Consider the following 25140-nt stretch of genomic DNA (forward strand, 5'->3'; position numbering starts at 1 on the left):
TTTGTTTTAGTAGGCGACCACCTTTGCAGGCAGTCGCCTTTGATGATTAATTGAAGTTGAAAATCTCTGCTCCTGAATAGGCAAAGTCTGTACACAGTTCAAAGGCTTTTTGTGTCTTTAGCTGTGCTGTACCGCCCATAACAATGGATTGTAGTTTGGCTTCGCCATCCCTGTAATTGCGTACATTCTGAAAGTAGCCTGTGACGGCATTGTAAGCCCCGAATAATGTGCCTTTGGTAGTTGCCATTTGTTGGGTGTCGCTTATCATAGCGTATTCAAAGGCATCATCTACGGTGTTTTTGAACACGGTGGAAACTTCATCTTCAGCACCTTTTTTGAGCAGGTTAAGCGTTTCTTTGTTCGGGCAAAGTGCCAACTGGATTAGCTTTCTTACTTCTCGGTCTGTTACCCTTACTTTAGCCCAATCGTTAAAAATGTTCTCTAACTGTGTGCTTAGAGTGTTGGCAAGCCCCATAACCTTATGAGCGTTTTCAAGGCGTTGTTTTGCTCCTGACGTGTGTTTGATACGCACTACGTTGGTCATACTCCGCAATGAAGCGTTAAGGGTGTTTTGGCATACGATACGGATAGGAGTAAACGCTGCGGTAATACTTCCGCTACCGTCGTGGCTTGTGGTTAAGAAGATGTACTTTTCTGTTACGTCGTCGCCGTTACCTACTCGGATATAGTCGGGCAGCTTGGCAGTGATAAAAATGCGTTCCCCGTTGCCCAATGCTCCTGCGGTTTCGTACAGTATTCCATCGCCTCCGCCTACAATAGCATCAAAGAAATTGAACGCCTCACGGTTTTGTACGATATGGTAGTCTTTGCCTACTACGCCCAGTGGTGTATTGGTGTCGGTGCGGAGTGTAGCGAAACTGTTAGGTACTAAGATGTCATTGGCTTCAATCAGCTCTCCGCTGTCGCCTATGCTCATTGTTCTGCCCTGTGTAAACAGTGGGGATTTGATAACCTCGTAATCTAAACCTGCGTGTACTATTGCTTCCTCGCTTGTTGGGTACTGCTCCACGATTTGCCCCAAACCGTGCCACGCTTTTTGTTGAACGCTGAAAAATGAATGACGTCCTGTTTGCTCGTTGAAATTGATGTTGTGTGCCATAATGCTAAATTTTGATGTTTGAAAAAATGTTATTTACTCACTCGCTTTTCTCGTTTCCCGCTTCCCGTTGTGGTTTGCTCCGCTTCGCTTCGCATAAATTTTTCCAAAAGAAAAACCGGAAAAAAGAAAGCAGATAATCCAAGCGGGCAACAGCGTAAAACCGAAAGGAAACGGAATAAGTCCCGGAGGGTGGCAAGGCAACACACAGCAATTCGGCGAAGCCAACATTTTGCCTTGCCATTATGCCGTAGTCTTTTGGTTGGACGTGTGGGGTGGCTGCCCGCTATAACTTAGCTGCCTTTTTACCGGTTGATTGTGGAAATTTTCTACCCTAAATTTTTATGGAATTAATGACCAGGCTATCATAGCCTGTAATAGAGATTTGAAAAACGGAATAGCAGAAGGACATTAGATATGGGTTTCGTTTTTCAATTTTCTATTTAGCAAGTAGGTAATAAGCTCTTTTACAGCGTTGGACTGGGTAGAGGAAGTAAATGTGCTTTACCTACACAAGAAGTATGGGCATAAAAAAAGCAGAACCGTGAAGTTCTGCTCTTGTGATTAGATAAAAGCTGATTAGATTGCCATCATAAATGCTTCCTCCATAGCCTTGAATTTCGGCGTAACCAAATCCATATCCTTACTGATTTTTTGGCTTGTGATTTTGGCGTAAATCTGTGTGGTGGAAATGTTTTTATGCCCCATCATTTTGCTAAGGCTTTCAAGCGGTACGCCCTCAGTCAAAAACATTGTTCCGAAAGTATGCCTTGCCGTGTGAAAGGTTACTTTTTGCTCCGTAATAATCTCCGCCTTTTCAACCAGTTTGCCTATGTGTGTATTGCAGGTTGCATTTGTTGGAACAGGAAAGATAAATTCATTCCTTGTTGTACCCTGATATTTCTCAATGATACGTTTAGGGATTTCCATTAACCGAACATTGGAAGCAATATCTGATTTCTTTCTCCTGCTGATAATCCATTGATGACCGTCAAAGAATGATTGAATATTATTCCTTGTCAGTTTCTTAATATCCGCATAAGCAAGCCCAGTAAAGCAACTAAAAATAAACAGGTCTTTTACCAGTTCATACCGTGGGTGCGGTGGTACGCACATCATCAACTTTTCTACATCTTCTTTAAGGATATAACCCCGGTCGGTTTCCTCCATACTGATTTCGTAATCCTGAAATGGATTATCACGTATCAAGCCTTTTTTAATAGCCAGTTCCGCCAGACTTAATACAGGCATAGTGTAAACCCAAACCGTATTATGCGAAGACTGCAAATCGTACCGGAGGTAAAAATCAAACTCACGGATAAAATCGGCAGTCAACTCACGAAAAGCCATATCATCACGATGATAGCGTTCTTTTATAAACGTGGTAAGATGATTGTAAACCGTGATATACTTATTGTAGGTGCTTTGCGAACGCTCTTCCTTTTCGACTAATTTTTTAAAGTCCTCATTTTGGTCGTTGAAAACTTTAAGGATAGCATCATCCATTACACCAACACCTAAGAACGATAGCTTTACTTTTTGGGCGGTCGCAAAGCCCTCGTGTTTCAGCATATCTTCATAAATCTTGTCGATGCGCCCACGTATGTTATCCAGTTTTTTATTGATGCTTAATGCCTGCGCACTTTTGCCCTGAACTCTTCCGTGTTTTAAATCCCAATTATTGGGGTCAATTTCTAACTTTGTACCGAAAGTTTTAGGGGTTCCGTCAATGGTAATACGTGCCATAATCGGGGCATTACCGTTCTTTTTCAGTTCGTTCTTTTTCAAATAGAAAAGCAGTTTGAACGTCGATTTTTTTGTCTGCTCCATAACTCAAATGTTTAACGTTTAAAATTAAATTACATTGAGTTACAAGGGAATGTAGAAAAGGGTGCAAAAGACTGAAATATAATCGGTTAAGCTATGTAGTTACCGAAGTCAATCAGTAACGATTTAGTAACCTAACTTTGTATTTTCACGCCCAAAAACTATCGGACACCGACTTCTGAACTTGGACTACTATTTTATAAAGCATTGTATAGCAACGGTTCTAACCATTTTGCGTAATTTTGCTTTTATCTAATCTTTTTTTACTAAAAACATCAAGCTTGATACCCCAACAATTTCCTAATTTGATAGAAAAACCTTTCAATTAGCCTTAAATCCTCGGTGACAATCTCGGCACTTCCTTTGAGCTCTCTGTCAAATGGCAACTTTTTCCCAAAAGAAGTCCGCAATCCTTTTGGAAGCAAAACGTCAACATAATAGTTCCCTTTATCATCTGGAGTAAGAGAAATGTTTTGGACCTTGCCTTCAACGATTCCATATTCTTGGTATCGGTAATTATCAAGCTTTACTAAAACCTTTTGATTTGGTTTAACTTTACCGGAATTCACTGATGGAATCAACATCCGACCAACAACTAATTCCTTATCATTGGGTAGAACAGACATCACAATATCACCGGGTTTTACAAATTGGTTCTCGCCCCAAAATTGTTGGAAACTAACTACTCCTTCAGTAGAAGAAATAATGAGATAATTTTGTTCCCATTGTCTCAGTGATTTTCTTAGCTGTTCAAATAATTGGAGCGTTTGGGAGCTGTATGTAATCTTATCTTTCTCAGTATTTATTGATGCACCGCTTTTGGTTTTATTTAGATTTGAAACCGCTTCCTGCATCTGTGACAATGTTATATTGATATTTTTCAAATTTTGTTCTGCCTGTAGAAATTTTGTTTTTTCATTTTCTAGTTCCATCGCGGCAATTACACCTTGATTGAACAATTCTTGGGAGCGCAAGTATTTTTTTTGGTAAGGTCAAATTTTGTAACTTCTAAGTTCCGCTGCTGTTGTAATGTAGCAATCCTTGCCCTGTATTCCCCAAGACTTTGGTTTGCTGCAATATTTTCAGGAGCATAGGGCTTAAGACGAGTAAAAAGTTTTTCATCCTGCAATGCTTTTGCAAAACTATTGTATTCTCCCTGTATTTCGCCAAGTTTGAAGGTTGATGCCTGTTGAGTAGGGAAGTAGAGAACTTGTGATGATGACATTGAATCAACTATATCTTTTAGAGCTAGAATATCCTTGTAATCAGCAGCTGACTGAAGCACCATCATGACTTGATTTTTATTTACAGACTGATGATCTTTCACTAAAATTTTTTCAATTTTAGAATTTGTTCTTGCTTCAAGTTTTTCAGGTGGATTTTTGGAAGTTACGACTATGGGGGCAGGTATAAACTCAGGATATTTAATTACATAACTCATCAAGAGAACCATCAGGAGAATGACGAAAATTACCGTGTTTCCCCATCGAATCATCCAATGTGGCGGCTGCGTGAGAATATCCTGCACGTTTTCTGAACGTAGTTCAAGATTGTCTAATATGTCTTTTTCCTTTTCCAATTTATTATTAAATTTACTGATTATCCGTTTATGCACCTGTTATATTCGCAATTACTATTCTGTCAAAGAGTTTGTCTCCAAAATACCGTCTGTTTAATTTGTAAATAAACTCGTTGAGATACAACTGTAAGTATTTCCTTTTGATTTTATGGTAGTTGCCCAGCAATGTCCGTTTTGCATTACTGATTGCGATATGCACCCATTTGAGTGTTTCCTTGGTGGTTTTGGCGTCTGATTTCTCGGTGACGTGCAATTCCACCAGATCGGAGATGTCAACGTAAGAAGTGCTTTTGTCCGAAAATACGATGGCATCATCCTCCATGCAGTCCCTGACCACGCCGTTGATTCCTTCACTTTGATGGCTATCCAGTACCCTGGCCTTGAAATAACGCACATGCTTCTCCTTTTTGCCCGTTTCGATATCTTCCAACGGGGTGCTTTCGGCCATCACCGCAACGTTCTGCTTTCCCTCGGCTCCCCGGCCACGTGTACCCTTGCCTCGCTCGATTTCCTTACTGGCCACCGAAAAGTTAACGAATTCTTGCGGTTTCTTTCAGCGCCGCCAATACCGCCAGCCCGTCGCGCAAGGGGCGCGGCTCGTGTGTGCGGATGAAGTCAGCTCCACCTGCGGCGGCGGCAAGCTCTGCAGCGAGTGTCGCGGCCCCGACATCCCCCGGACCACGGCCTGTGAGCGCGCGCAGAAAGGATTTGCGCGAAACAGACAGAAGCACCGGCAAATCGAAGCGCAGCCGCAATTCATCGAACCGCGCCAGCACCGAGAGCGAGGTTTCGGGAGCAGCCCCCAGAAAAAACCCCATGCCGGGATCAAGGACAAGGCGGTTGCGTTTGATACCGGCACCCGTCAGCGCCGCGATGCGCGCGTCAAAGAACGCCGCAATGTGATCCATGATGTCGCCAGCGGGTGCCTCGCGCCGATCTGCCTGCCCGTCTTGCACCGAATGCATAACGACGAGTTTGGCAGATGATTTCGCCAATTGCGGATAGAACGCAGCGTCTGGAAAACCGCGAATATCATTGAGATAGGCCACACCACGCGACAAGGCATAGGCTTGCGTCGCGGGTTGATAACTGTCGAGCGAGACGGGAATGCCATCTGCCTTGAGCGCGTCCAGCACCGGCGCGATACGCGCGATTTCTGTGTCGGACGAAACAGGCGCGGCGTCGGGATTGCTGGATGCCGGACCGAGGTCGATCACATCTGCCCCCTCGGCCATCAGCTTACGCGCCTGCGCAATGGCTGCGTCTGGCGCCAGATACCGGCCTCCATCGGAGAAACTGTCCGAGGTTATGTTGACGATGCCGAAAATGATGAGCGATTTATTCATGGGGGCTTCTATAATAATACCTAAAATCCGCAGGTAGTTAATTAGGATGTTTAAAGATTCTGATTATCCGTTTATGCACCTGTTATATTCGCAATTACTAGTCTGTCAAAGAGTTTGTCTCCAAAATACCGTCTGTTTAATTTGTAAATAAACTCGTTGAGATACAACTGTAAGTATTTCCTTTTGATTTTATGGTAGTTGCCCAGCAATGTCCGTTTTGCATTACTGATTGCGATATGCACCCATTTGAGTGTTTCCTTGGTGGTTTTGGCGTCTGATTTCTCGGTGACGTGCAATTCCACCAGATCGGAGATGTCAACGTAAGAAGTGCTTTTGTCCGAAAATACGATGGCATCATCCTCCATGCAGTCCCTGACCACGCCGTTGATTCCTTCACTTTGATGGCTATCCAGTACCCTGGCCTTGAAATAACGCACATGCTTCTCCTTTTTGCCCGTTTCGATATCTTCCAACGGGGTGCTTTCGGCCATCACCGCAACGTTCTGCTTTCCCTCGGCTCCCCGGCCACGTGTACCCTTGCCTCGCTCGATTTCCTTACTGGCCACCGAAAAGTAACCCTCATCCAGTTCTATCATCCCTTCCAGTGTATACCTTGCATCCCGGTTGCCCATCGCCCTGCGGAGTTTGTGTACCATCGCCCATACCGGTTCGTAACGCTTCAATCCTAATTGCTTCTGGAGTTCGTTGGTGGAGAATCCCTTTTTTGTGCAACTCATCAGGAACATCGTTTTGTACCACACCAGAAACGGCAGCTTGGAGCTCTCCATGATCGTACCGCTGCGCAACGAGGTGCGGAAACGGCAACCTTTGCATTCATAACTCCATTTACCCTGTAACCAATAATGGGAAGTGCCCCCGCATCGCTTGCAGACAACCCCTTCCTTATCACGCTGCTCCTTGAAATGCAAACGACAATCTTCCTCCGAACCGAAATGAGCCGTAAAACTGAATATGTTCATAATCCCTGCTTTTTGAGCGCTAATATACTAAAAATATTAGGTGTGTTTGCGGAGAATCAGGTTATTTTAATATAATTTTCAATGAACTGCCTATCTTTATAGGCAGTTTTTATTTGTTAATTGGATGAGCGTAAAGCCTATAGGTATATTTGATTCTGGACTCGGAGGACTTTCTGTATGGGAGGCTATTTATGATTTGATGCCTGGAGAGTCTGTACTGTATTTGGCAGATAGTAAATATGCACCTTACGGCGGGCGACCTCAGAGTGAAATCATCCAACTTAGTAGAAAGAATGTGGATTATCTATTGGAGCATGGATGTAAGATCATTGTTGTGGCCTGTAATACCGCTACAACAAATGCGATTGATGTATTACGCCAATCCTATAGTGTTCCCATTATAGGAATAGAACCGGCTATAAAACCGGCGGCTTTAAATTCTAAAACCGGGGTGGTAGGAGTTCTGGCCACCAGAGGAACTCTGGCCAGTAGTTTGTTTGCTAAAACAGCTGCTCTATATGCAAAGGATCGTAAAGTCATTGAGCAATACGGTGATGGTTTGGTTGAACTTATTGAATCCGGAGAAATCGAGTCAAAGCAAATGCAGGCCCTACTCACCGAATATTTAACCCCTATGATAAGAGCTGGGATTGATTACCTTGTATTAGGCTGTACGCATTATTCCTTTCTGCGTTCTCAAATTCAGGCCATACTGCCCGCTGGGGTTCAGATTATTGACGCTGCTGATGCGGTGGCTAAGCAAACTAAAAATATCTTAGATCAAAGAGGTCTGCTCAGTCAGGTTAAAAGTATACCCAATTTTAGATTCTATACCAACAAAGACCTTGGTGTACTTGAAAGTTTTTTGGGGTCTCTTTCTGCTGATAAAACAATTGCAAAAGTAGATTTTTAGGATCTTAAGCCTTCTTTTTTCGTATATAAGTAAGGTAAGTGAATGCGTATTTGTGTCTCTCATCCTCAGGATGATATTCTTGTGATATTAGTTCCCACTGTTCCGGGTTGATTTCTGGAAAATAGGTATCGGCCTCTACCTGGGTATGAACTCGGGTCAGTTTTATTTTATCTGCTATATCCATGCTCTGTTTATAGATCTCCCCTCCACCGATGATAAAGGGTTGATCATCGTTTTGAGCTGCTTGTAATGCAGTTTTTAGGCTGTGGACTATAATGCAATTCCCTACAGCTTTATAATCTTGGCTCCTTGTGATAATAATATGGGTGCGATTGGGTAAGGTCTTGGGTAAACTCTCAAATGTTTTTCGTCCCATGATGATCGAATGCCCACTTGTAAGTACTTTAAATCTCTTGAAATCATCAGGTAGATGCCATACTAAGTCATTATCCTTTCCAAGGGCATTATTTTCGGCTGCTGCAGCTATGATGGTAATCATTTAAGTCAATGCGTTATCAGGGTTTGTATTTGTAGAAGTTTCTGAGGACTTGGCCTTCTCGATCTCCTGTTGGATTTTTGCTAATTTGTTTTTTTGGATGTTTACTAGTTTTTCTCGCTGTTCTCTTTCCCATTTTTTACCCAAGAACCTATTGGTGATAAAAACATTGATAAAATGTATTAAGAATATAAAGGTCCATACGCCTATTCCCCATACAAACCAATTGTATTGGACTCCGTAGTTTAAAAATTTATTGGCAATGATCATAAATATACTTCCTAGGAGAAAAAGTATAAAATGGTAGTATAGCCTCTTTTTTTGTCGTATTCTACTTTGGGCCGTTTCTATAAGTTCGTGTTGATCAATATCAATCTCACTTAGCTGTCTTGGATCTTTTTTGGAAAACATAGTTGATACATTTTAGTAAAGTTACAAAATACAAGCTATTTTTCGATAAAATAATTTAACGACTGAAATTACCTAAAAGTTAGTTTAAAGTATTCTTCTGGCGTGATTAAAAGCATAATTCCAATAACCTTCACTTAGGGATGATACCAAAACTCCTCTAGAGGTAGTGGAATGGATAAATTGAATATCACCGCCACGAGTGCTTACAACCAAACCAACATGATTAATTCTTCGTTTGTTTTTGCTGGTAGTAAAGAATAATAAGTCTCCTTTTTCAACCTGCCTTAGTTTTATTTTCTTGCCCTGTTTTGCCATTTGAGAAGAAATACGTTGTAATGGAATGCCGTTTTCATTAAAGGATACATAGACAAGTCCAGAACAGTCCATTCCCCTTTTGGTAGTGCCTCCATATCGGTAGGGGGTGCCATTATATTCCATGGCTGTTTTTATAATTGCATTGGATTTTTTCGAGCCTTTACGATTGCTTTTATTATAGTTAGTCTCTGTGTTGGTTTGCTTACCCTCTACTTCAATATGAGGTTTTGATCCACTTACGGAAACTGATTTTTGCTTGGATTTACATCCGATAAGACTTATAATTAGAAATGCTAAAAATATATTTTTCATGATGCTTTTTTGGGTACCTCAGCCAAATTAAGAAATTTTATCGTAAATCAATTGCGCTGTTTTTAAACTTGCCCCATTCCCACCTAATTTTTGTTCCAATTCAAAATAATCTAGAAACATTTGTTTTCTCACCGGCTCACTGAGTATCCTTTCTAGTTCACTTTTAAGGTTTTTGGAATTGAATTCTGATTGTATGAGTTCTTTAACAACCTCTCTATCCATAATCAAATTTACCAGAGAGATATATTTGAGTGTGATAATGCGTTTGGCTATTTGATAACTGATCCAGTTGCCTTTGTAACAAACCACTTCAGGAACTTTAAATAATGCGGTCTCCAGAGTAGCTGTTCCGCTTGTGACCAGAGCAGCCTTGGAAACACTAAGGAGTTCATATGTTTTACCGCTTACAAAATGCACATTGCTTTTTTTGATGAACTGGCGGTAGAATTGATAGTCCTGGCTAGGAGCGCCGGCGATCACAAATTGATAGTTCTTAAACTCATCCACTATACTGAGCATAACACTTAGCATATTGGAAATTTCCTGTTTCCTACTCCCGGGTAATAGCGCGATAATCTCCCGCTGATCGAGTTTGTTCTCGGATCTGAATTGATCAGGGGTGATTTGCTCAAAGTTATTTATAGCATCAAGAAGAGGATGACCGACAAAATGAACAGGATAATTGTGTTTATCTTCGTAAAATTCCTTTTCAAAAGGGAGAATAACAAACATCTGGTCAATATCTCTTTTTATGGCCTCTATTCTTGATTCTCTAGAGGCCCATATTTGTGGTGACACATAATAGAAGGTTTTGTATCCCATTGGTTTTGCCCATTTGGCAATCCGCAAATTAAAACCGGAATAGTCTATAAATATCAGCACATCAGGATTAAACTTCTCTATATCTTCCTTGCAAAAGCGTATGTTAGAAAAAATCTTTCTCAGGTTCAAAAGCACCTCGAAAAATCCCATGAATGCTTGCTCCTTATAGTGTTTGACCAATTCTACGCCTTCTGCTTTGAGTAAATCACCACCCCAGGCTCTAAAAACAGCCTTATTATCTACCGTTTTAAGTGCTTTTACTAAATTCGATGCATGCAGATCCCCTGATGCTTCTCCACAAATGATATAGTATTTCACAGTCTTTTAATTTAATTTCAAAACAACTTTAACAGTAGGATTATTATTGCAGTTAAAAATGTAGCGATCAACACCCCTTTTGCTCTATGGTCACGTTTTAATTTAATAAAACCAAAAAAGGCGACTAAATTTAGAAGTGCGCCCAGGGCTAATATGCTTCCAATATGACCCTGTTTCTGTGCAATTTGCAAACTACTGGCAATAGAAAGGTCTGAAAATAATAATAAATAACCTAGGGTTCCGACAATATTAGCAATGATTCCAACTAAAAAACCAGTAATAATTTCCTTTCTAATCATTCAGATCCCAGGTGTTAAGGTCTTGAATAGTATGATGAGCCGTCAGATCAAACTGTACAGGAACAACCGATACATAACCATGCTCCAAGGCCCATTCATCTGTATCTTCTCCTTTGTCTTGATTGACAAATTTACCTGCTAACCAATAATAGTCCCGTCCCATTGGGTTTGTTCGCTTATCGAATGATTCTACCCAGCGCGCTTTGGCTTGTCGACAAATCTTAATTCCTTTAATTTGATCTTTTTTGAGTTTCGGAAAATTGACATTTAGTACAACACCTTTGGGTATGCCATTTTTAAGGGCGTTTTGTGTAATGGTTTTGACATAGGGCTTAACAGCTTCAAAATCGGCTTCCCAAGAATAATCACATAATGAAAACCCTATGGCCGGGATTCCTTCAATTCCAGCCTCAACCGCTGCACTCATTGTGCCTGAATAAATTACATTAATTGAGGAATTTGAACCGTGATTTATACCGCTGATACAAATGTCAGGTGGGCGATTGAGTATTTCATTTACAGCAAGTTTTACACAATCTGCAGGTGTTCCACTACAACTGTATTCCAATTGTATGTCTTGTTCAGAAATCGTAATAGGGCTACAATACAAGGTTGAGTTTACCGTAATGGCGTGTCCCATAGCACTCTGTGGGCTATCAGGGGCAACTACAATTACATCTCCTATTTCGTTCATCACATCTATCAAGGCACGTAAACCTGGAGCAGTGATACCGTCATCGTTGGTGACTAGAATTAAGGGTTTGTTTTTTCTGATTATCCGTTTATGCACCTGTTATATTCGCAATTACTATTCTGTCAAAGAGTTTGTCTCCAAAATACCGTCTGTTTAATTTGTAAATAAACTCGTTGAGATACAACTGTAAGTATTTCCTTTTGATTTTATGGTAGTTGCCCAGCAATGTCCGTTTTGCATTACTGATTGCGATATGCACCCATTTGAGTGTTTCCTTGGTGGTTTTGGCGTCTGATTTCTCGGTGACGTGCAATTCCACCAGATCGGAGATGTCAACGTAAGAAGTGCTTTTGTCCGAAAATACGATGGCATCATCCTCCATGCAGTCCCTGACCACGCCGTTGATTCCTTCACTTTGATGGCTATCCAGTACCCTGGCCTTGAAATAACGCACATGCTTCTCCTTTTTGCCCGTTTCGATATCTTCCAACGGGGTGCTTTCGGCCATCACCGCAACGTTCTGCTTTCCCTCGGCTCCCCGGCCACGTGTACCCTTGCCTCGCTCGATTTCCTTACTGGCCACCGAAAAGTAACCCTCATCCAGTTCTATCATCCCTTCCAGTGTATACCTTGCATCCCGGTTGCCCATCGCCCTGCGGAGTTTGTGTACCATCGCCCATACCGGTTCGTAACGCTTCAATCCTAATTGCTTCTGGAGTTCGTTGGTGGAGAATCCCTTTTTTGTGCAACTCATCAGGAACATCGTTTTGTACCACACCAGAAACGGCAGCTTGGAGCTCTCCATGATCGTACCGCTGCGCAACGAGGTGCGGAAACGGCAACCTTTGCATTCATAACTCCATTTACCCTGTAACCAATAATGGGAAGTGCCCCCGCATCGCTTGCAGACAACCCCTTCCTTATCACGCTGCTCCTTGAAATGCAAACGACAATCTTCCTCCGAACCGAAATGAGCCGTAAAACTGAATATGTTCATAATCCCTGCTTTTTGAGCGCTAATATACTAAAAATATTAGGTGTGTTTGCGGAGAATCAGATTAAATTTTAAAATGTCCCAAATACGTCATAACAATATCCAAACTCTTTGTATTAACTGTGGAGCCATCATGAATACAATTATCTGTTGGAGCTATATAGTTGGTCCTTAAATCCTCCGTAGATTTTTTTTTTTAGCCATTTCATGAGTTTTTAAAAGGTTAATAAAAACAAAGTTACTAAAACGGCAAATGGGAAAAGCTACCGGAGGTTTAGTTCAACAGCTAAGTTCTTGTTGCGTGCGAATAACGAACAGTGATACCCTATTTAACGGAAGCTTCGGGAGTTTTTTTTCAGCATTATGGGTTTATCGGCGAAGGATTTTAGAGATTTACAGGGGATTTCTGAAAGAGTCTCTTTTTTGGGCGGTTTACCCGTTTTTAGTTAATTTTACAAAGTTACAGATTTAGGCGGTTGTTAAAGCTGCCGAAGCTTTAGTTCAGCGGATCTTTAAGTTATTAATTTCTTTAAAAAAATAGAAAAATCTATAATAAATCTGTTATTTCTCCAATTTATTTTTGGTTTTAAATTGGATCTATACTGTGGAAGAAGTGATGTAAGCAGGGAAGAACAGTCGATTTAAAAAAATCTATAAATGTAATTGTCCGGCAAATGAGTAAAAAAAACTTGGTTGATATCATAGAATTTTCAGAAGAGTTATCTGAACCAATTAAGACACTGAATTACGAGTGGCTTGAAAAATATTTTCGTATAGAAGAAGGTGATGTTGCATCACTTTCAGATCCCCAAAAGCATATCATAGACAAAGGCGGCCATATTTATTATGCTAAACTCAATGGTGAAATTGTTGGTACAGCCTCACTGTTAAAGAAAAGTGAAACGGTTTACGAATTAGGTAAATTGGCTGTCAGCGACAAAGCACAGGGACACGGTATTGGGACAATATTGATTGAACATTGCTTAAATATTGCCAAACAAAAACAAATAACGATACTTATTTTATACTCAAACACAACGTTGCAATCGGCTATTCATTTATTTAGAAAATATGGGTTTGAAGAAGTTGAACTTGAAAGTGGAGTTTACGAAAGAGCAAATATCAAAATGGAGAAACACTTTTAAACAGGAAAGAACAGCCGTTTTAGAAAAAAATTATAAAGAATCCAGCGGACTTTTTATCCTGGACTTTGAAAGGTCTGTCACATGCGTGTAGATTTGGGTGGTTTTAATGGAATTATGCCCAAGGAGCTCCTGAATAAAGCGGATATCGGTTCCTGTTTCCATTAAGTGAGTGGCAAAACTGTGGCGCAATCCGTGAATACCGACTTTCTTGCGAATGCCTGCCTTTTCCATCGCCTTCCTAAATACCGCCTGCGCAGACCGTACAGAATATGCCTCGCCTTCTTTACCCTCGAAAAGGTAAACCTTTGGGCGGTAGCTCAGGTAATATTCCCGCAATTCGGGCAGTAAGCTTTGTGGAAGTACGGCGATGCGGTCTTTTTTACCTTTCCCCTGTTCGATGCGCACCAGCATTTCCGCACTGTCGATATCGGAAAGTTTTAACGCTACCACTTCACTCACACGGAGCCCCATGCCGTAACACACTTTCAGAACAAGTGAATGTTTGAGATTTAGTGTGGCAGCTATTATTTTCTTGATTTCAGCTTTGCTGAGCATTTTGGGAAGCAGCAGCTTTTTCTTTGGGCGCGGAATGTCGAAAAACATTTTTTGGCGGTGGAGCACTTGCTCAAAATAAAACTTTACGGCATTCATGCGGCTGTGGATTTCGCTTTCCGAGAGTTTCAGTTTTTCGTGGCAGTAGAGGAAATAAGACCGCAAACGTTCGGGAGAAAGCTCCTGCACGGGATAACTTTTTAGGATGTAGAGCAACTGTGCAAATTCTATGCTGTAAGTGCGTAAGGTATTTTGACTGTACCGCTTCAGCAGGAGATGTTCCTGGAAACGCTGGAACTCCGGCAAATTGACAAGGTGAATTTTGGAGAGTACTGCCTTGCCGGTTATTTTCTCGGGCAGCCCAAAAAGTTTGCGGTAGTGCCTGTTATCGGTAACATACCATTTTTTTTGTGAGGCGGACCACCGTGCTTTTGTGTGTTCGCGCAGAAAGGAAATGAGCTGCCGGTCTTTTTCAAACTGCACCCAAATAACGTTGGAGCCGTTGTGAGTTCCGGAGGAAAACTGAAATCTTTTGTCTGAAAAATCCATACCACCACTGCGTATTTTTTATATATTAAAAAAAGCTAAAATCAGATGGCGTTGGATGTTATCCGCCGCCAATAATTTAAAATACGCAATCCAAATATAGCTATAAAATATTAATATACAAATACTTAATAAAGATTCAAAAAAAATTACGATTTTATGATGCTTGATTCATAAATATTCATATATTTGAGTGTTGGCGGTAATTTGAAGAAACAATTAACAACGAAAAACATTCAAGAAAATGAAGCTATAAGTAACTGTAAGATAGAATAAGAATTGAAATATCCTTTAATACGCAAAGTAGAAAGGGCGATTGTTAATATTAAAAAATTAGAAAATGACACAGTTACAAATGATTGACAAAACAAAGTCAATAGCTCAAAATGATAAAAATATTTCTGCCGTATTTATGTACGGGTCATTTACCAAAAATGAAGGGGACAAATATTCAGATATTGAATTCTACATCTTCTTGAAGGATAAAGAAAATTTTTCCGCTGAAAATTGGGTAAGCCAAATTCATCCTTTGGCATTATATTTTACCAACGAGTATGGAAGTGAAGTTGCCATTTTTGAAAATATGATAAGGGGGGAGTTTCATTTTTTGACAAACGACCAAATGGAAGTTATCAAATCGTGGGACGGTTTGGTAGAGTTTAGCGACTTTGACAAGATGATTTTAGTAGATAAAGAAGATTTATTGACTAACACGCTCAAAGAAATAAAAACTAAAGTACCTGATCGAACAACAAATGAAAATATCCTGTGGTTGAGCCAATCATTGTTGAATGTTTTACTTACAACAAGCAACTTAATTAAACGACAGGAATTTGCTCACGCTTACCAAAGCTTATCAAATGTTCAAAAATATTTACTTTGGTTAATAAGAATTGAAACATACCAAACCAAACATTGGGAAAGTCCAACAAAAAGCTTGGAAAAAGACATAGACCCAGATTGGTATTCGTTATTTCAGGAGACAACATCAGAATTAGATCCGACAGATATTAAAACAGCTTTCAAGAAGACATTAACATTGACTGAAAAACTTTTTGATAATCTTGGAGTTGAAGCAAAATTAAAGGGGGTATTAAGGAGAATTGAATAAAAAAAACTACCGCCAACATTGTATAAGCGTAATGCGGGCTGAACTGCTAAATTTGAGCATTTTTGCTCCTAAGAAACTTTGTGGTGGGCGGACAGTGAATTGCTCCGAAATCCCGCACTACGCTTATACTTGACCGTTATGTGCCATTTTTGAATGACAATGCGAATAGATACAGACAAACAAATGAATTTACTTAGTGATAAGAACGTTGCAATAATTGGTGGTGGACCCGTTGGACTGACTATGGCAAAATTATTACAGCAAAACGGCATAGACGTTTCAGTTTACGAAAGAGACAACGACCGAGAGGCAAGAATTTTTGGTGGAACCCTTGACCTACACAAAGGTTCAGGTCAGGAAGCAATGAAAAAAGCGGGATTGTTACAAACTTATTATGACTTAGCCTTACCAATGGGTGTAAATATTGCTGATGAAAAAGGCAATATTTTATCCACAAAAAATGTAAAGCCCGAAAATCGATTTGACAATCCTGAAATAAACAGAAATGACTTAAGGGCTATCTTGTTGAATAGTTTAGAAAACGACACGGTTATTTGGGATAGAAAACTTGTTATGCTTGAACCTGGTAAGAAGAAGTGGACACTAACTTTTGAGAATAAACCGAGTGAAACAGCAGATTTGGTTATTCTTGCCAATGGCGGGATGTCCAAGGTAAGAAAATTTGTTACCGACACGGAAGTTGAAGAAACAGGTACTTTCAATATACAAGCCGATATTCATCAACCAGAGATAAACTGTCCTGGATTTTTTCAGCTATGCAATGGAAACCGGCTAATGGCATCTCACCAAGGTAATTTATTATTTGCTAACCCCAATAATAATGGTGCATTGCATTTTGGAATAAGTTTTAAAACACCTGATGAATGGAAAAACCAAACGCAGGTAGATTTTCAAAACAGAAATAGTGTCGTTGATTTTCTTCTGAAAGAATTTTCCGATTGGGACGAACGCTACAAAGAATTGATTCATACGACGTTGTCATTTGTAGGATTGGCTACACGGATATTTCCTTTAGAAAAGCCTTGGAAAAGCAAGCGCCCATTACCCATAACAATGATTGGGGATGCCGCACATTTGATGCCGCCTTTTGCAGGGCAGGGAGTAAATAGTGGGTTGGTGGATGCCTTGATATTGTCTGATAATCTAGCCGATGGAAAATTTAATAGCATTGAAGAGGCTGTTAAAAATTATGAACAGCAAATGTTTATCTATGGCAAAGAAGCACAAGAAGAATCAACTCAAAACGAAATTGAAATGTTTAAACCCGACTTTACGTTTCAGCAATTGTTAAATGTATAAAATGGAATAAAACGGCACATAACAAACAAATTGGCAATAGAGCCGGTGAAGTACTTCTATTGAACTTTTGTGCAATGTTGAAGATTAGTAATTCTATTCAACATTTGTGCTAAAAGTCGGCTCCATCGCCAATTTGCCAAACGTTACCTGCAAGCATAAAAAACCAAACCGTAAATTCAAGAAACTAATGAAATCAAAAAGTTTATTTTCTTTTATTGTAACACTTTTCCTTATTTATGGATGTTCGTCTAACAGACAAGCAGATGGAAAATCAAATATTTTGGCTAAGAACGACATAAATATACGGGGCGACTTCCAAAATTATTTTGACAGTTGCGGAGTTGAAGGCACAATTGCTATTTATGACATTAGAAATGATAAATGGATTGTATCGGACACAGTTGGATTAGAAATTGAAACGCTTCCAGCATCTACATTCAAGATTATAAATTTATTGATTGCTCTTGAAACTAATACTATCAAAGATGAAAACGAAATAATAAAATGGGTTGGTAGTACAGATACAGTTAAGTATGGTTATAGACCCGAAATTTATCACGATATGCCAGTCAAAGAAGCCTTTGAATTATCAGCAGGTTGGGTTTTTGTAGAACTTGCAAAGAAAATCGGAAAAGATACCTATAGAAAACACCTCGCAGAGAGCAAGTATGGAAACAATAATTTATCCCAAACTGAAGCCGATTTTTGGAATTTTGGAGACTTTGCAATTTCGCCTAAAAATCAGGTCGAATTTGTAAAATCTTTTTATGAAGAAAAATTACCCTTTTCTAAGCGAAATATTGACATTGTTAAAAACGTAATGATTACGGAACAAAATGAAGAATATACTATAAGGGCTAAGACAGGTTGGACAAGGGAAAATAACATCAATACAGGTTGGTGGACAGGGTACATTGAGACCAAAAATGGGACTTATATTTTTGCAACAAGACTTTTACAAGACAGAAAAATGAAAAGGTCTGATTTCGGAAGTTGCAGAAAAGAAATTACCAAAAAAGTATTTAAAGACTTGAATATAATTTAAAAGAATGCCAGCAGGTAACAGGCGTTTGGCTCAATGGCGGGTGACGTGGTTAATTGAACATTCTACCTCGCATCAACTTTTGTGGTGTATTGACAGTTTTGTGCTCCAAAATCCGCCACTGCGCCAAGCGCCAAACCGTTATGTGAAAGAATAAAACGGCACCTCCAAAAAGAAAGTGCCGTTTCGAAATTAAATTTATAAATTCTCAATCCACTACTTCTGAAACAGTTGATTTTTCTATTAGAAAAATTCCGTCAAAAGCTTCTTCTATTTCAGTTTTTAGGCACATCGAATCAAATCGAATCTTATTACAATTTTTTAATTCCGTACTTCTGTTCATTAGTAAACAGCATTCTTTTCCTCCAAATTCTTGCATAATAAATTCAACAGAATCCGACTCTGGAAAATCAAGTGGAAATTTATCAACCCTAAAGCCAAATTGATAATCATTATCAGGATACAATGCCGCAGTTTCTCCACGTAGATTAGTTATTGCAAATGCTTTATATTTTTCTCCAAAAGTCATCGAAAGTCTTTGCCCCATTGGATAACAACTAATAAATCCATCAAAATCTACCGGAGTTTTTTGAATGTGAGCATTGTGGGCAACCAAAATAATCTTTTTACCAAGTGAATTTTTCAAAAACCAATCAATGCTTTCTGCCATATACTGGTCTTTTGCTCCCATATCTCCTTCAATTCCCCTTTCAGTAATGAAACTTTCCATAGCATCAGCATTATAATTCATATAAATCAAGCCTTTAACTTGATGAACTATCGATTGAAATTCTAAACTTTCTAATTTTGGTTGAAGAGTAATCAAACGAATGTAAACTTTTAATAGCAATGCTTTTAATTCATTATGTTCAGCTTCATCAAAAAGCGATAAATTTAACGCAAGCTGAGAAGTCGAATAGAAATCAAATTTCTCAGCAAGATTTAAAATCTTCTGTAAGACATCAGAAGAAACGATTGAAAGTCTTTGCAAATAATCAGATACAATACGAAAGTTTGGAAAATAAGAACCTCCATTTTTAGGAATATCCACACCTAAAAAGGTAATTTGATTATTATTGTCTTGATTATACCGACGAAGCCATAGCAAAGTATCTTTAAACTCATTTGGATAATAAAAGTGTGACAGTAACTTATCCAAATCGTCGAATGGAATTTGTGATTTTATCCACTTATCAACTTCTAATCCTTCAGAAAAACCAAACTCAAATGCCAAGGTGTCAAAATCACATTCAGTTACTAAAAACTCAATAACTTGATGCCTGAATGTAAAAAACTCTTTTATGAAATGTGAGTTTTCGCCTAAACCAACAATTGTAGAAGAATCAAAATATTCTCGAAATCGAAAAAGACTTTGTTTTATGGATGTATTATTTTCCGAATTAAACGGAAAAGTTAAGGGTTTTATATTTTTCATTATTACCTTATTTTAAATTAAAAATTAACGTACCAAATAGCAACCGTCTCAAAAAGACGATTTAATAATTTACTTTAATTTTTAATTACCAAGGCTTGCTGAAATACATAAAATGTGAATTATTTGAATACAAAGATACTAAAAATTCCTTCACATAACATCGCATTGGCAAAATGGCAGGTTAAGTGCTAAATTGAAAGTTTCTGCATTTTATTCCGCCGAATGTGTTCCACATTCGCTTTTTATTTGTAAGTTAGCTCTGTGGAAACACATCGGCTACGTTCTCGCTAAATTGAACTTTTTGTCCAATTTATCCGCCACTTCGCCAATGCGTTTCCCGTTATGTGTAATTTTAGCCGCAAACGCAGTTAAAACAAAAAGGCTCCGAATTCCGGAACCTTCTTTTTATCATTTCATTTTTCTAAAAAACTTGTACAACAAATCGATTTTATTTGAACAAAGAATTGGCATTGCTTCAAAAAGATTTTCCTCATCCCATTCCCACCATTTCATTTCCTGCAACTTTTGGATGTCATCATCGCTAAATCTCTTTTTTATTAATTTGGCTGGATTTCCCCCTACAATTGAATAAGGTTCAACATCTTTTGTAACCAAAGCACGACTGCCAATAACAGCTCCATCTCCTATCTGAACTCCTGGCATTATCATAGCTTCACTACCAATCCAAACATCATTCCCAACAACTGTATCTCCTGCTTTTTGAAATCCATCTTGGCTTTTACTGAAAACATCAAATTCAGACATATAAAAAAATGGAAAACTGGAAATCCAATCATATTTATGACCTTGATTACCTGCCATTATGAAACTTGCACCACTCCCTATTGAGCAGTAAGAACCGATAATTAGTTTATCGACATCATTCCTGTCCGGAAACAGATAACGAGCACAATCATCAAATGAATGACCGTGATAATAACCGGAATAATAAGAATATTTACCCGAAATTATATTGGGATTAGTTATGTGGTCTTTGATTATTTTTCCTTTAAAAGGACTTTCGAAGAAATTTTTCATTATTTAACATATTTAATTTACAATAAGACAATAAGGAGACAAAGAATAGTACTAAACTATTCTCTTCCTATACGTTGCGTAAAGTAAATATGCTAATCTGATAATTTCATCTGACAAATATACAAAAAAACTACACATAATAGCTAAGTTTTCGTTGCGTGCGCAGCACGAACAATGAAAACCCTGTTGAACGGAACCTTCGGCAGCTTTTGGTTGGGTATTTTCCCACACTATGGGTTTATCGACAAAAGATTTTTAGAGATACAAGAGACTTTGAGAAGAGTCTCTTTTTTTGTGGGTGATTTTGGCGAGTTTTTCTTGGTTTTATCGTGCTTTCCTTCACGTTAGGTTAACATTTCCCTTACCCAAATCCGCTAAAATGCAGATTTAGGAGCAGGTAAATTTCGGCTCATCTCCAAAAACCAACTTGGCGGACCTCGTAGATCGAACGTGGCAATCGTCACAAGATTTCCATCTTTACAACACGTACATTTCGGCTGAAAAGCTTTTGGCGGAAGCTTTTCTTTGGGCTGGATGCCTAAATTTTGTTGTAGATTTTTAAGTTTGATACGCTTCCAGGTGCTGCTCAAAAAACCATAATGACGGATTTTTACAAATCTTTTCGGTAAAATATGCATCACAAAACGGCGGATAAACTCTTCATGGCTCAAAACCATCTGCTTTTTGATGCCTTTTTGGCGGTAATCTTTGTAAGAAAAAGTTACCGTTTCCGCGTCAATTTTCCTGATTCTCTGGTTGCTGATGGCGATTTTATGCGTGTATCTGCCCAAATATTCTACCACAGATTTTGGGCTTCCAAAAGGCTTTTTGGCGTAAACAACCCAAGACTTTTCCCACAGATTTTGCCTGATTTTGGTATACTCTTCAAAGTTTTTATCTTTTAATTTCTCACAAAATTTAGCCCTGAAAACTTTACTCAAAGCCTTTACCGGAAACAAAAATTTGCCGTCTGAACGTAGATTTTTCCAAGCTCCGCTTTCATCCACTCCACCGCCCGGAACAATGCAGTGCAAATGCGGATGAAGGCTCAGATTCTGCCCCCAAGTGTGCAAAACAGCAATCATTCCCATTTTTAAACCTCGATTTTCACCAAACGTTTGAAGCGTTTCCCAGGCAGATTCAAATAAAAAATCGTACAACATTTTGGGCTCGTGAAGCGCGGTTTTGTTCAATACATCAGGAAGCGTAAAAACCACGTGGAAATAAGGTACCGGAAGCAGTTCGGTTTCCCGATTTTCAATCCATTGCTCTCGGTTTTTGCTCTGACATTTTGGGCAATGACGGTTTCGGCAGGAGTTGTAACTGATGCTTACATTTCCACATTCATCACAAGCGTCAATATGACCACCCAAAGCAGAGGTACGGCATTTTTTCAACGCTGAAAGTGTTCGTAATTGCCAAGAATTAAGTCCTAAATCTTCCAATTTTGAACCTAATTTGTTTAAAACATCGGCGACTTCGTATTGAGGTTGAGATTGAGGTTGAACTGACTGTTTTTTTGAGGTTTTTAAACCGCTCATTTTTTCCCAAATTCTGAAAAAAGGGTATCGAGCGGTGAAAAGAGTTTTTGGGTTGAAAGCTGGGCAATTTGAAGATAAACCAGCGTGGTATCGATACTTTCGTGACCGAGAAGATTTTTGATGCTCAAAATATCCATCCCATCTTCCAGAAGATGCGTCGCAAAACTGTGCCGAAGCGTATGGACACTCACTTCTTTCAGGATATTTGCCGTTTTTGATGCCTGCTTTACCGCCCACTGAACGCCGCGCTGGGAGTAACGGGAATCGAAATCGCCACCAGCACGCCCTCCACGAGGTTCTCCAAAGAGATAATCTTCCGGTTTTTCCGCTTCGATATACTTTTTGAGCCCACGAATCAGATGTTCGGAAAGTGGTAAATAGCGGTCTTTTTTGCCTTTTCCCTGAACCACTTTGAGTTGTTTTCGACCAAAATCTAAGTCGCACAAACGGAGATTTCGAACTTCCATACAGCGCAATCCGCAGCCGTAAAGAATGCCGATCAAAATTTTATGTTTTAAAAGTTTACAGCCGGACAACATCTGCCAAACCTCCTGTTTACTAAGCACTACAGGCAGTTTTTTCTCTCTTTTAATTTCCGGAAGACTCAAATAATCATAGCTCAAACCTTCCGATTTAAGCAGAAATCGAAGTCCGTAAACGGTGTGTTTAAAATACGACTGTGAAGGTGATTTTGATTTTTTCTGAAGGTAAAAAAGGTAATCGTGAATTTGCTCGGGATCCAATTCTGTAGGAATTTTTCCGAAATGTAGCGACACCGCAGCGACGTGTCTGGAGTAATTTTGAAAGGTACTTTGGCTTCTTCCCAATACAGAAACCGTACGTTCAAACCTATGCAAAAGCTCCGCAAATCCCGGAACTTCGCGCTTTGCCTGATTGATGATCTTGTTTTCTCTAAGCTCTTCTACACTCTTTTTTTTGTTGCCATTTTACTGATTTTTAATTAGTTTTACAAAGTAACTAAATATAGCGCTGAGAAAGCTACCGAAGGTTTAGTTCAACATTGTATTGGCAAAATGCGGGATGAAGTCTTGAATTGAAAAGCCTAAATATTTAGCCGCATATGCTTTTCAATTCCACTTTTTTTAGTAATTTAGTCATTGGGTGCTACCGAAAAGTTTACGACCTGTTTATCGTTTTTCAAGGTGTTGATTTCTGCATTTTTGGTAATTCTACCTACGATTGTGTTCATAATCTTAAATTTTAAAATGTTAATATTTTGTTAATTTTTGTTTTGTCAAAGGTCAAATGTTGGGAGTGAATTGATTTGGTATCGAGGACACTCGGCATTTTTCTTTTTTTATATTAAGTTAGAAAACAGTATTTTTTGCTGGATTTTTATTGTTTTTCCGTTGATTTCAAAGAACGTCTATGGTTGATTTGATTCGTACAACTGAGGTTCCGGCTTTTTCTTTGCCCATGAACATAGGACGGCACCATCCATACAAAACCCGATTCGGTTCCGCTGGATAAAGGCAGAAAATTCCGAATCGGGCTTGAAATCTTTTTGTCCGAAGGATTTAGGAGTGTCTGGAAAAATTGTTGGAGCTTGTGGAAAGAATTTTTTTAGAAACCCAAAAAGATTTTTTTGTGTGGGTGGTGCCGTCCTACATTTGCAAACGTAAAAGCCCAACCGCAGTTGGGAAACTTAATCAATGGACGTGGTTGTTAATGGAAAACTAAAGGAAATTCATTGGAAAATGGTTTCTCCAATGATTTAAACTGATCAAATATTACAAAACCACTCGTTCAAGTCCTTAAAATTATGATAAATTAAAGAGCAATCCTCTACATTTTTGTATTGACTTTTAATTTTTAATTTAACCGATTTCCCATTCTTATCATTGTCTAGAAAAAGTGAAATTTTCTCATATTGTTTCAGTTTTTCTTCCACCTTGAAAAACATTGCAGTTGAATTTAAAGTCAAGTAATCACAGTTTGAATTATCTGATTTGTCTAAATTTCGGTAGGTCAGATAATCGAAAAAGCCCTCAAATATGAGAATCTCGTTCTTGAGATTGTTATCATTAACAATCAACGTCACATCCTTTTTTCCCAAACATATTTTTGACTGTGGATTGCGAATCTCAAAACCTCCGGACTTATTCTGAAATCCAATTCCGAAATATTTTCTTCCTTTCAATTCGTAGTGAATTTCCTTAACCCTATGCTTTTGCTCAAAAACTCTTCGGGACTTCAGATACTGAATTAATGCAGGATGCTGGATTTCTTTGATTTCTAAAATCTGATTGCATGTTTGACCAGTAGTTTCGTGATATTTTATTTCATTTTGAACTCTAAAATCCAATGTTGAAAGGCATTTCAATGCTTCTGAAACGGAACATTTCTTTATCTGTTGGACAATTGAAATCACATCGTAACTTTTTCCATTTCCAAAATCGAACGCCTTGTTTTTGACAAAATCGACCGCCAGACTTGGAATTTTTTCCTCCCGGTCCAACGCAAAATAAAACGCAGTTTTCGGATTTTCTTTGACCGGAAACAGCCCGAACGACTCCAAAACCGCCCGAATTCCGACGTTTTGCTTGACTTTTTCGCAATTCATTTTTTTTCTTTTAATGCAAATTACTTATCCACATTTCCCTTTTAAATAAAAAAGACTTTTAATTTATTTTTATATTACTTTTAGCAAACGGCATTCTTCTTTTGCCACAAAGGATTTAATGGTGTTTTTCGGTGAGTTCAATTCCGAAAACTAGTGAGTTCAATTCCGAAATTTGGGTGAGTGCAATTCCGAAATAAAGCCTGTTTTGGGGTGAGTGCAATTCCGAATCGATTTTTCCATTTATTCTGATAACCGTAGTTATCCACAAAACAGCTAGGTTATCCACAATTTTTGTGTTTTCTAAATCTTCGGGTGAGTGCAATTCCGAATTCGATGCTGTTATTTTGTTCATTTTTAACATTTCTTTAACTTTAGTGAGTGCAATTCCGAATTGGTGGTGAGT

At 38.9% G+C, this 25140-nt stretch carries 25 protein-coding genes and 1 pseudogene; 5 read left to right on the forward strand and 21 right to left on the reverse strand.

All coding sequences use genetic code 11. The features are described 5' to 3' along the window. Positions 1–46: 46 nt before the first annotated feature. The 7 genes and pseudogenes from CKV81_RS10810 to CKV81_RS10835 form a co-directional block, all read right to left on the reverse strand. A complete protein-coding gene (locus CKV81_RS10810; protein WP_095073152.1) occupies positions 47–1120 on the reverse strand; it encodes a DUF932 domain-containing protein in 1074 nt (357 codons plus the stop codon). A gap of 576 nt (positions 1121–1696) precedes the next feature. After that, positions 1697–2947 (reverse strand): site-specific integrase, encoded by a 1251-nt coding sequence (locus tag CKV81_RS10815; RefSeq protein WP_095073154.1) that lies wholly within the window; start codon positions 2945–2947, stop codon positions 1697–1699. 272 nt (positions 2948–3219) lie between these two features. Further along, a complete protein-coding gene (locus CKV81_RS13615) occupies positions 3220–3876 on the reverse strand; it encodes an HlyD family efflux transporter periplasmic adaptor subunit (RefSeq protein WP_214649542.1) in 657 nt (218 codons plus the stop codon). A gap of 8 nt (positions 3877–3884) precedes the next feature. After that, a complete protein-coding gene (locus CKV81_RS13620) occupies positions 3885–4523 on the reverse strand; it encodes an HlyD family secretion protein (RefSeq protein WP_214649541.1) in 639 nt (212 codons plus the stop codon). 28 nt (positions 4524–4551) lie between these two features. Beyond that, positions 4552–5052: pseudogene (locus tag CKV81_RS10825) on the reverse strand (IS1595-like element ISBbi1 family transposase); the annotation flags it as partial. A gap of 1 nt (position 5053) precedes the next feature. Continuing rightward, on the reverse strand, positions 5054–5869 hold the full coding sequence (gene sul2, locus CKV81_RS10830) for a sulfonamide-resistant dihydropteroate synthase Sul2 (RefSeq protein WP_001043260.1): 816 nt from the start codon (positions 5867–5869) through the stop codon (positions 5054–5056). A gap of 71 nt (positions 5870–5940) precedes the next feature. Next, positions 5941–6849, reverse strand: coding sequence for an IS1595-like element ISBbi1 family transposase (locus tag CKV81_RS10835; protein WP_005807145.1), 909 nt, complete (start codon positions 6847–6849; stop codon positions 5941–5943). A gap of 124 nt (positions 6850–6973) precedes the next feature. On the opposite strand from CKV81_RS10835, the gene murI reads away from it, so the two are divergent. Beyond that, positions 6974–7762: a glutamate racemase gene (gene murI / locus CKV81_RS10840; RefSeq protein WP_095073156.1), complete on the forward strand. Its 789-nt coding sequence runs from the start codon at positions 6974–6976 to the stop codon at positions 7760–7762. Between the two features lie 4 nt (positions 7763–7766). On the opposite strand, the gene CKV81_RS10845 is transcribed toward murI, so the two are convergent. The 7 genes from CKV81_RS10845 to CKV81_RS10875 form a co-directional block, all read right to left on the reverse strand. Beyond that, the gene (locus CKV81_RS10845; protein ID WP_095073158.1) at positions 7767–8261 is read right to left on the reverse strand and encodes a dihydrofolate reductase; all 495 of its coding nucleotides are present in this window, start codon (positions 8259–8261) and stop codon (positions 7767–7769) included. After that, positions 8262–8669 (reverse strand): 2TM domain-containing protein, encoded by a 408-nt coding sequence (locus CKV81_RS10850; protein ID WP_095073160.1) that lies wholly within the window; start codon positions 8667–8669, stop codon positions 8262–8264. An 84-nt stretch (positions 8670–8753) separates the two neighbouring features. Then, positions 8754–9296: a C40 family peptidase gene (locus CKV81_RS10855; RefSeq protein ID WP_095073162.1), complete on the reverse strand. Its 543-nt coding sequence runs from the start codon at positions 9294–9296 to the stop codon at positions 8754–8756. 27 nt (positions 9297–9323) lie between these two features. Further along, positions 9324–10436: a lipid-A-disaccharide synthase gene (gene lpxB / locus CKV81_RS10860; protein ID WP_095073164.1), complete on the reverse strand. Its 1113-nt coding sequence runs from the start codon at positions 10434–10436 to the stop codon at positions 9324–9326. A 17-nt stretch (positions 10437–10453) separates the two neighbouring features. Next, positions 10454–10735, reverse strand: coding sequence for a hypothetical protein (locus CKV81_RS10865; protein WP_095073166.1), 282 nt, complete (start codon positions 10733–10735; stop codon positions 10454–10456). Continuing rightward, positions 10728–11510 (reverse strand): 5'/3'-nucleotidase SurE, encoded by a 783-nt coding sequence (gene surE / locus CKV81_RS10870; RefSeq protein ID WP_095074442.1) that lies wholly within the window; start codon positions 11508–11510, stop codon positions 10728–10730. Before surE ends, CKV81_RS10865 begins: the two co-directional genes overlap by 8 nt. Positions 11511–11517: 7 nt before the next feature. Further along, positions 11518–12426, reverse strand: coding sequence for an IS1595-like element ISBbi1 family transposase (locus CKV81_RS10875; protein ID WP_095073168.1), 909 nt, complete (start codon positions 12424–12426; stop codon positions 11518–11520). 671 nt (positions 12427–13097) lie between these two features. Between CKV81_RS10875 and CKV81_RS10880 the strand changes: the two genes are divergently transcribed. Then, positions 13098–13568, forward strand: coding sequence for a GNAT family N-acetyltransferase (locus tag CKV81_RS10880; protein ID WP_024565583.1), 471 nt, complete (start codon positions 13098–13100; stop codon positions 13566–13568). A gap of 30 nt (positions 13569–13598) precedes the next feature. Here CKV81_RS10880 and CKV81_RS10885 read toward each other — a convergent pair whose 3' ends face one another. Beyond that, complete coding sequence (locus CKV81_RS10885; protein WP_024567409.1) at positions 13599–14669, reverse strand: tyrosine-type recombinase/integrase; 1071 nt, start codon at positions 14667–14669, stop codon at positions 13599–13601. 337 nt (positions 14670–15006) lie between these two features. On the opposite strand from CKV81_RS10885, the gene lnu(I) reads away from it, so the two are divergent. The 3 genes from lnu(I) (at position 15007) to blaOXA (ending at position 18142) form a co-directional block, all read left to right on the forward strand. Beyond that, complete coding sequence (gene lnu(I) / locus CKV81_RS10890; RefSeq protein ID WP_008992950.1) at positions 15007–15777, forward strand: lincosamide nucleotidyltransferase Lnu(I); 771 nt, start codon at positions 15007–15009, stop codon at positions 15775–15777. Positions 15778–15930: 153 nt separating this feature from the next. Then, on the forward strand, positions 15931–17097 hold the full coding sequence (locus CKV81_RS10895; RefSeq protein WP_008651082.1) for a tetracycline-inactivating monooxygenase Tet(X2): 1167 nt from the start codon (positions 15931–15933) through the stop codon (positions 17095–17097). A gap of 187 nt (positions 17098–17284) precedes the next feature. Further along, positions 17285–18142, forward strand: coding sequence for an OXA-1327 family class D beta-lactamase (blaOXA, locus tag CKV81_RS10900; protein WP_005938297.1), 858 nt, complete (start codon positions 17285–17287; stop codon positions 18140–18142). A gap of 205 nt (positions 18143–18347) precedes the next feature. Here blaOXA and ere(D) read toward each other — a convergent pair whose 3' ends face one another. The 6 genes from ere(D) to CKV81_RS10935 all read right to left on the reverse strand — a co-directional run bounded on the left by ere(D) (position 18348) and on the right by CKV81_RS10935 (position 25089). Further along, positions 18348–19574, reverse strand: a complete 1227-nt coding sequence (gene ere(D) / locus CKV81_RS10905) for an EreD family erythromycin esterase (RefSeq protein ID WP_095073170.1) — start codon at positions 19572–19574, stop codon at positions 18348–18350. Positions 19575–19982: 408 nt separating this feature from the next. Beyond that, a complete protein-coding gene (gene catB / locus CKV81_RS10910; protein WP_035589996.1) occupies positions 19983–20612 on the reverse strand; it encodes a type B chloramphenicol O-acetyltransferase in 630 nt (209 codons plus the stop codon). 374 nt (positions 20613–20986) lie between these two features. Further along, on the reverse strand, positions 20987–22153 hold the full coding sequence (locus tag CKV81_RS10915; RefSeq protein WP_024564049.1) for an IS91 family transposase: 1167 nt from the start codon (positions 22151–22153) through the stop codon (positions 20987–20989). Further along, the gene (locus tag CKV81_RS10920; RefSeq protein WP_029728479.1) at positions 22150–23010 is read right to left on the reverse strand and encodes a tyrosine-type recombinase/integrase; all 861 of its coding nucleotides are present in this window, start codon (positions 23008–23010) and stop codon (positions 22150–22152) included. Before CKV81_RS10920 ends, CKV81_RS10915 begins: the two co-directional genes overlap by 4 nt. A gap of 887 nt (positions 23011–23897) precedes the next feature. Continuing rightward, positions 23898–24737 (reverse strand): toprim domain-containing protein, encoded by an 840-nt coding sequence (locus CKV81_RS10930; protein WP_024564046.1) that lies wholly within the window; start codon positions 24735–24737, stop codon positions 23898–23900. 115 nt (positions 24738–24852) lie between these two features. Continuing rightward, positions 24853–25089, reverse strand: coding sequence for a hypothetical protein (locus CKV81_RS10935; RefSeq protein ID WP_123903502.1), 237 nt, complete (start codon positions 25087–25089; stop codon positions 24853–24855). Positions 25090–25140: the final 51 nt, after the last annotated feature.

The organism is Chryseobacterium taklimakanense (genome assembly GCF_900187185.1).
Classification (GTDB): Bacteria; Bacteroidota; Bacteroidia; order Flavobacteriales; family Weeksellaceae; genus Planobacterium; species Planobacterium taklimakanense.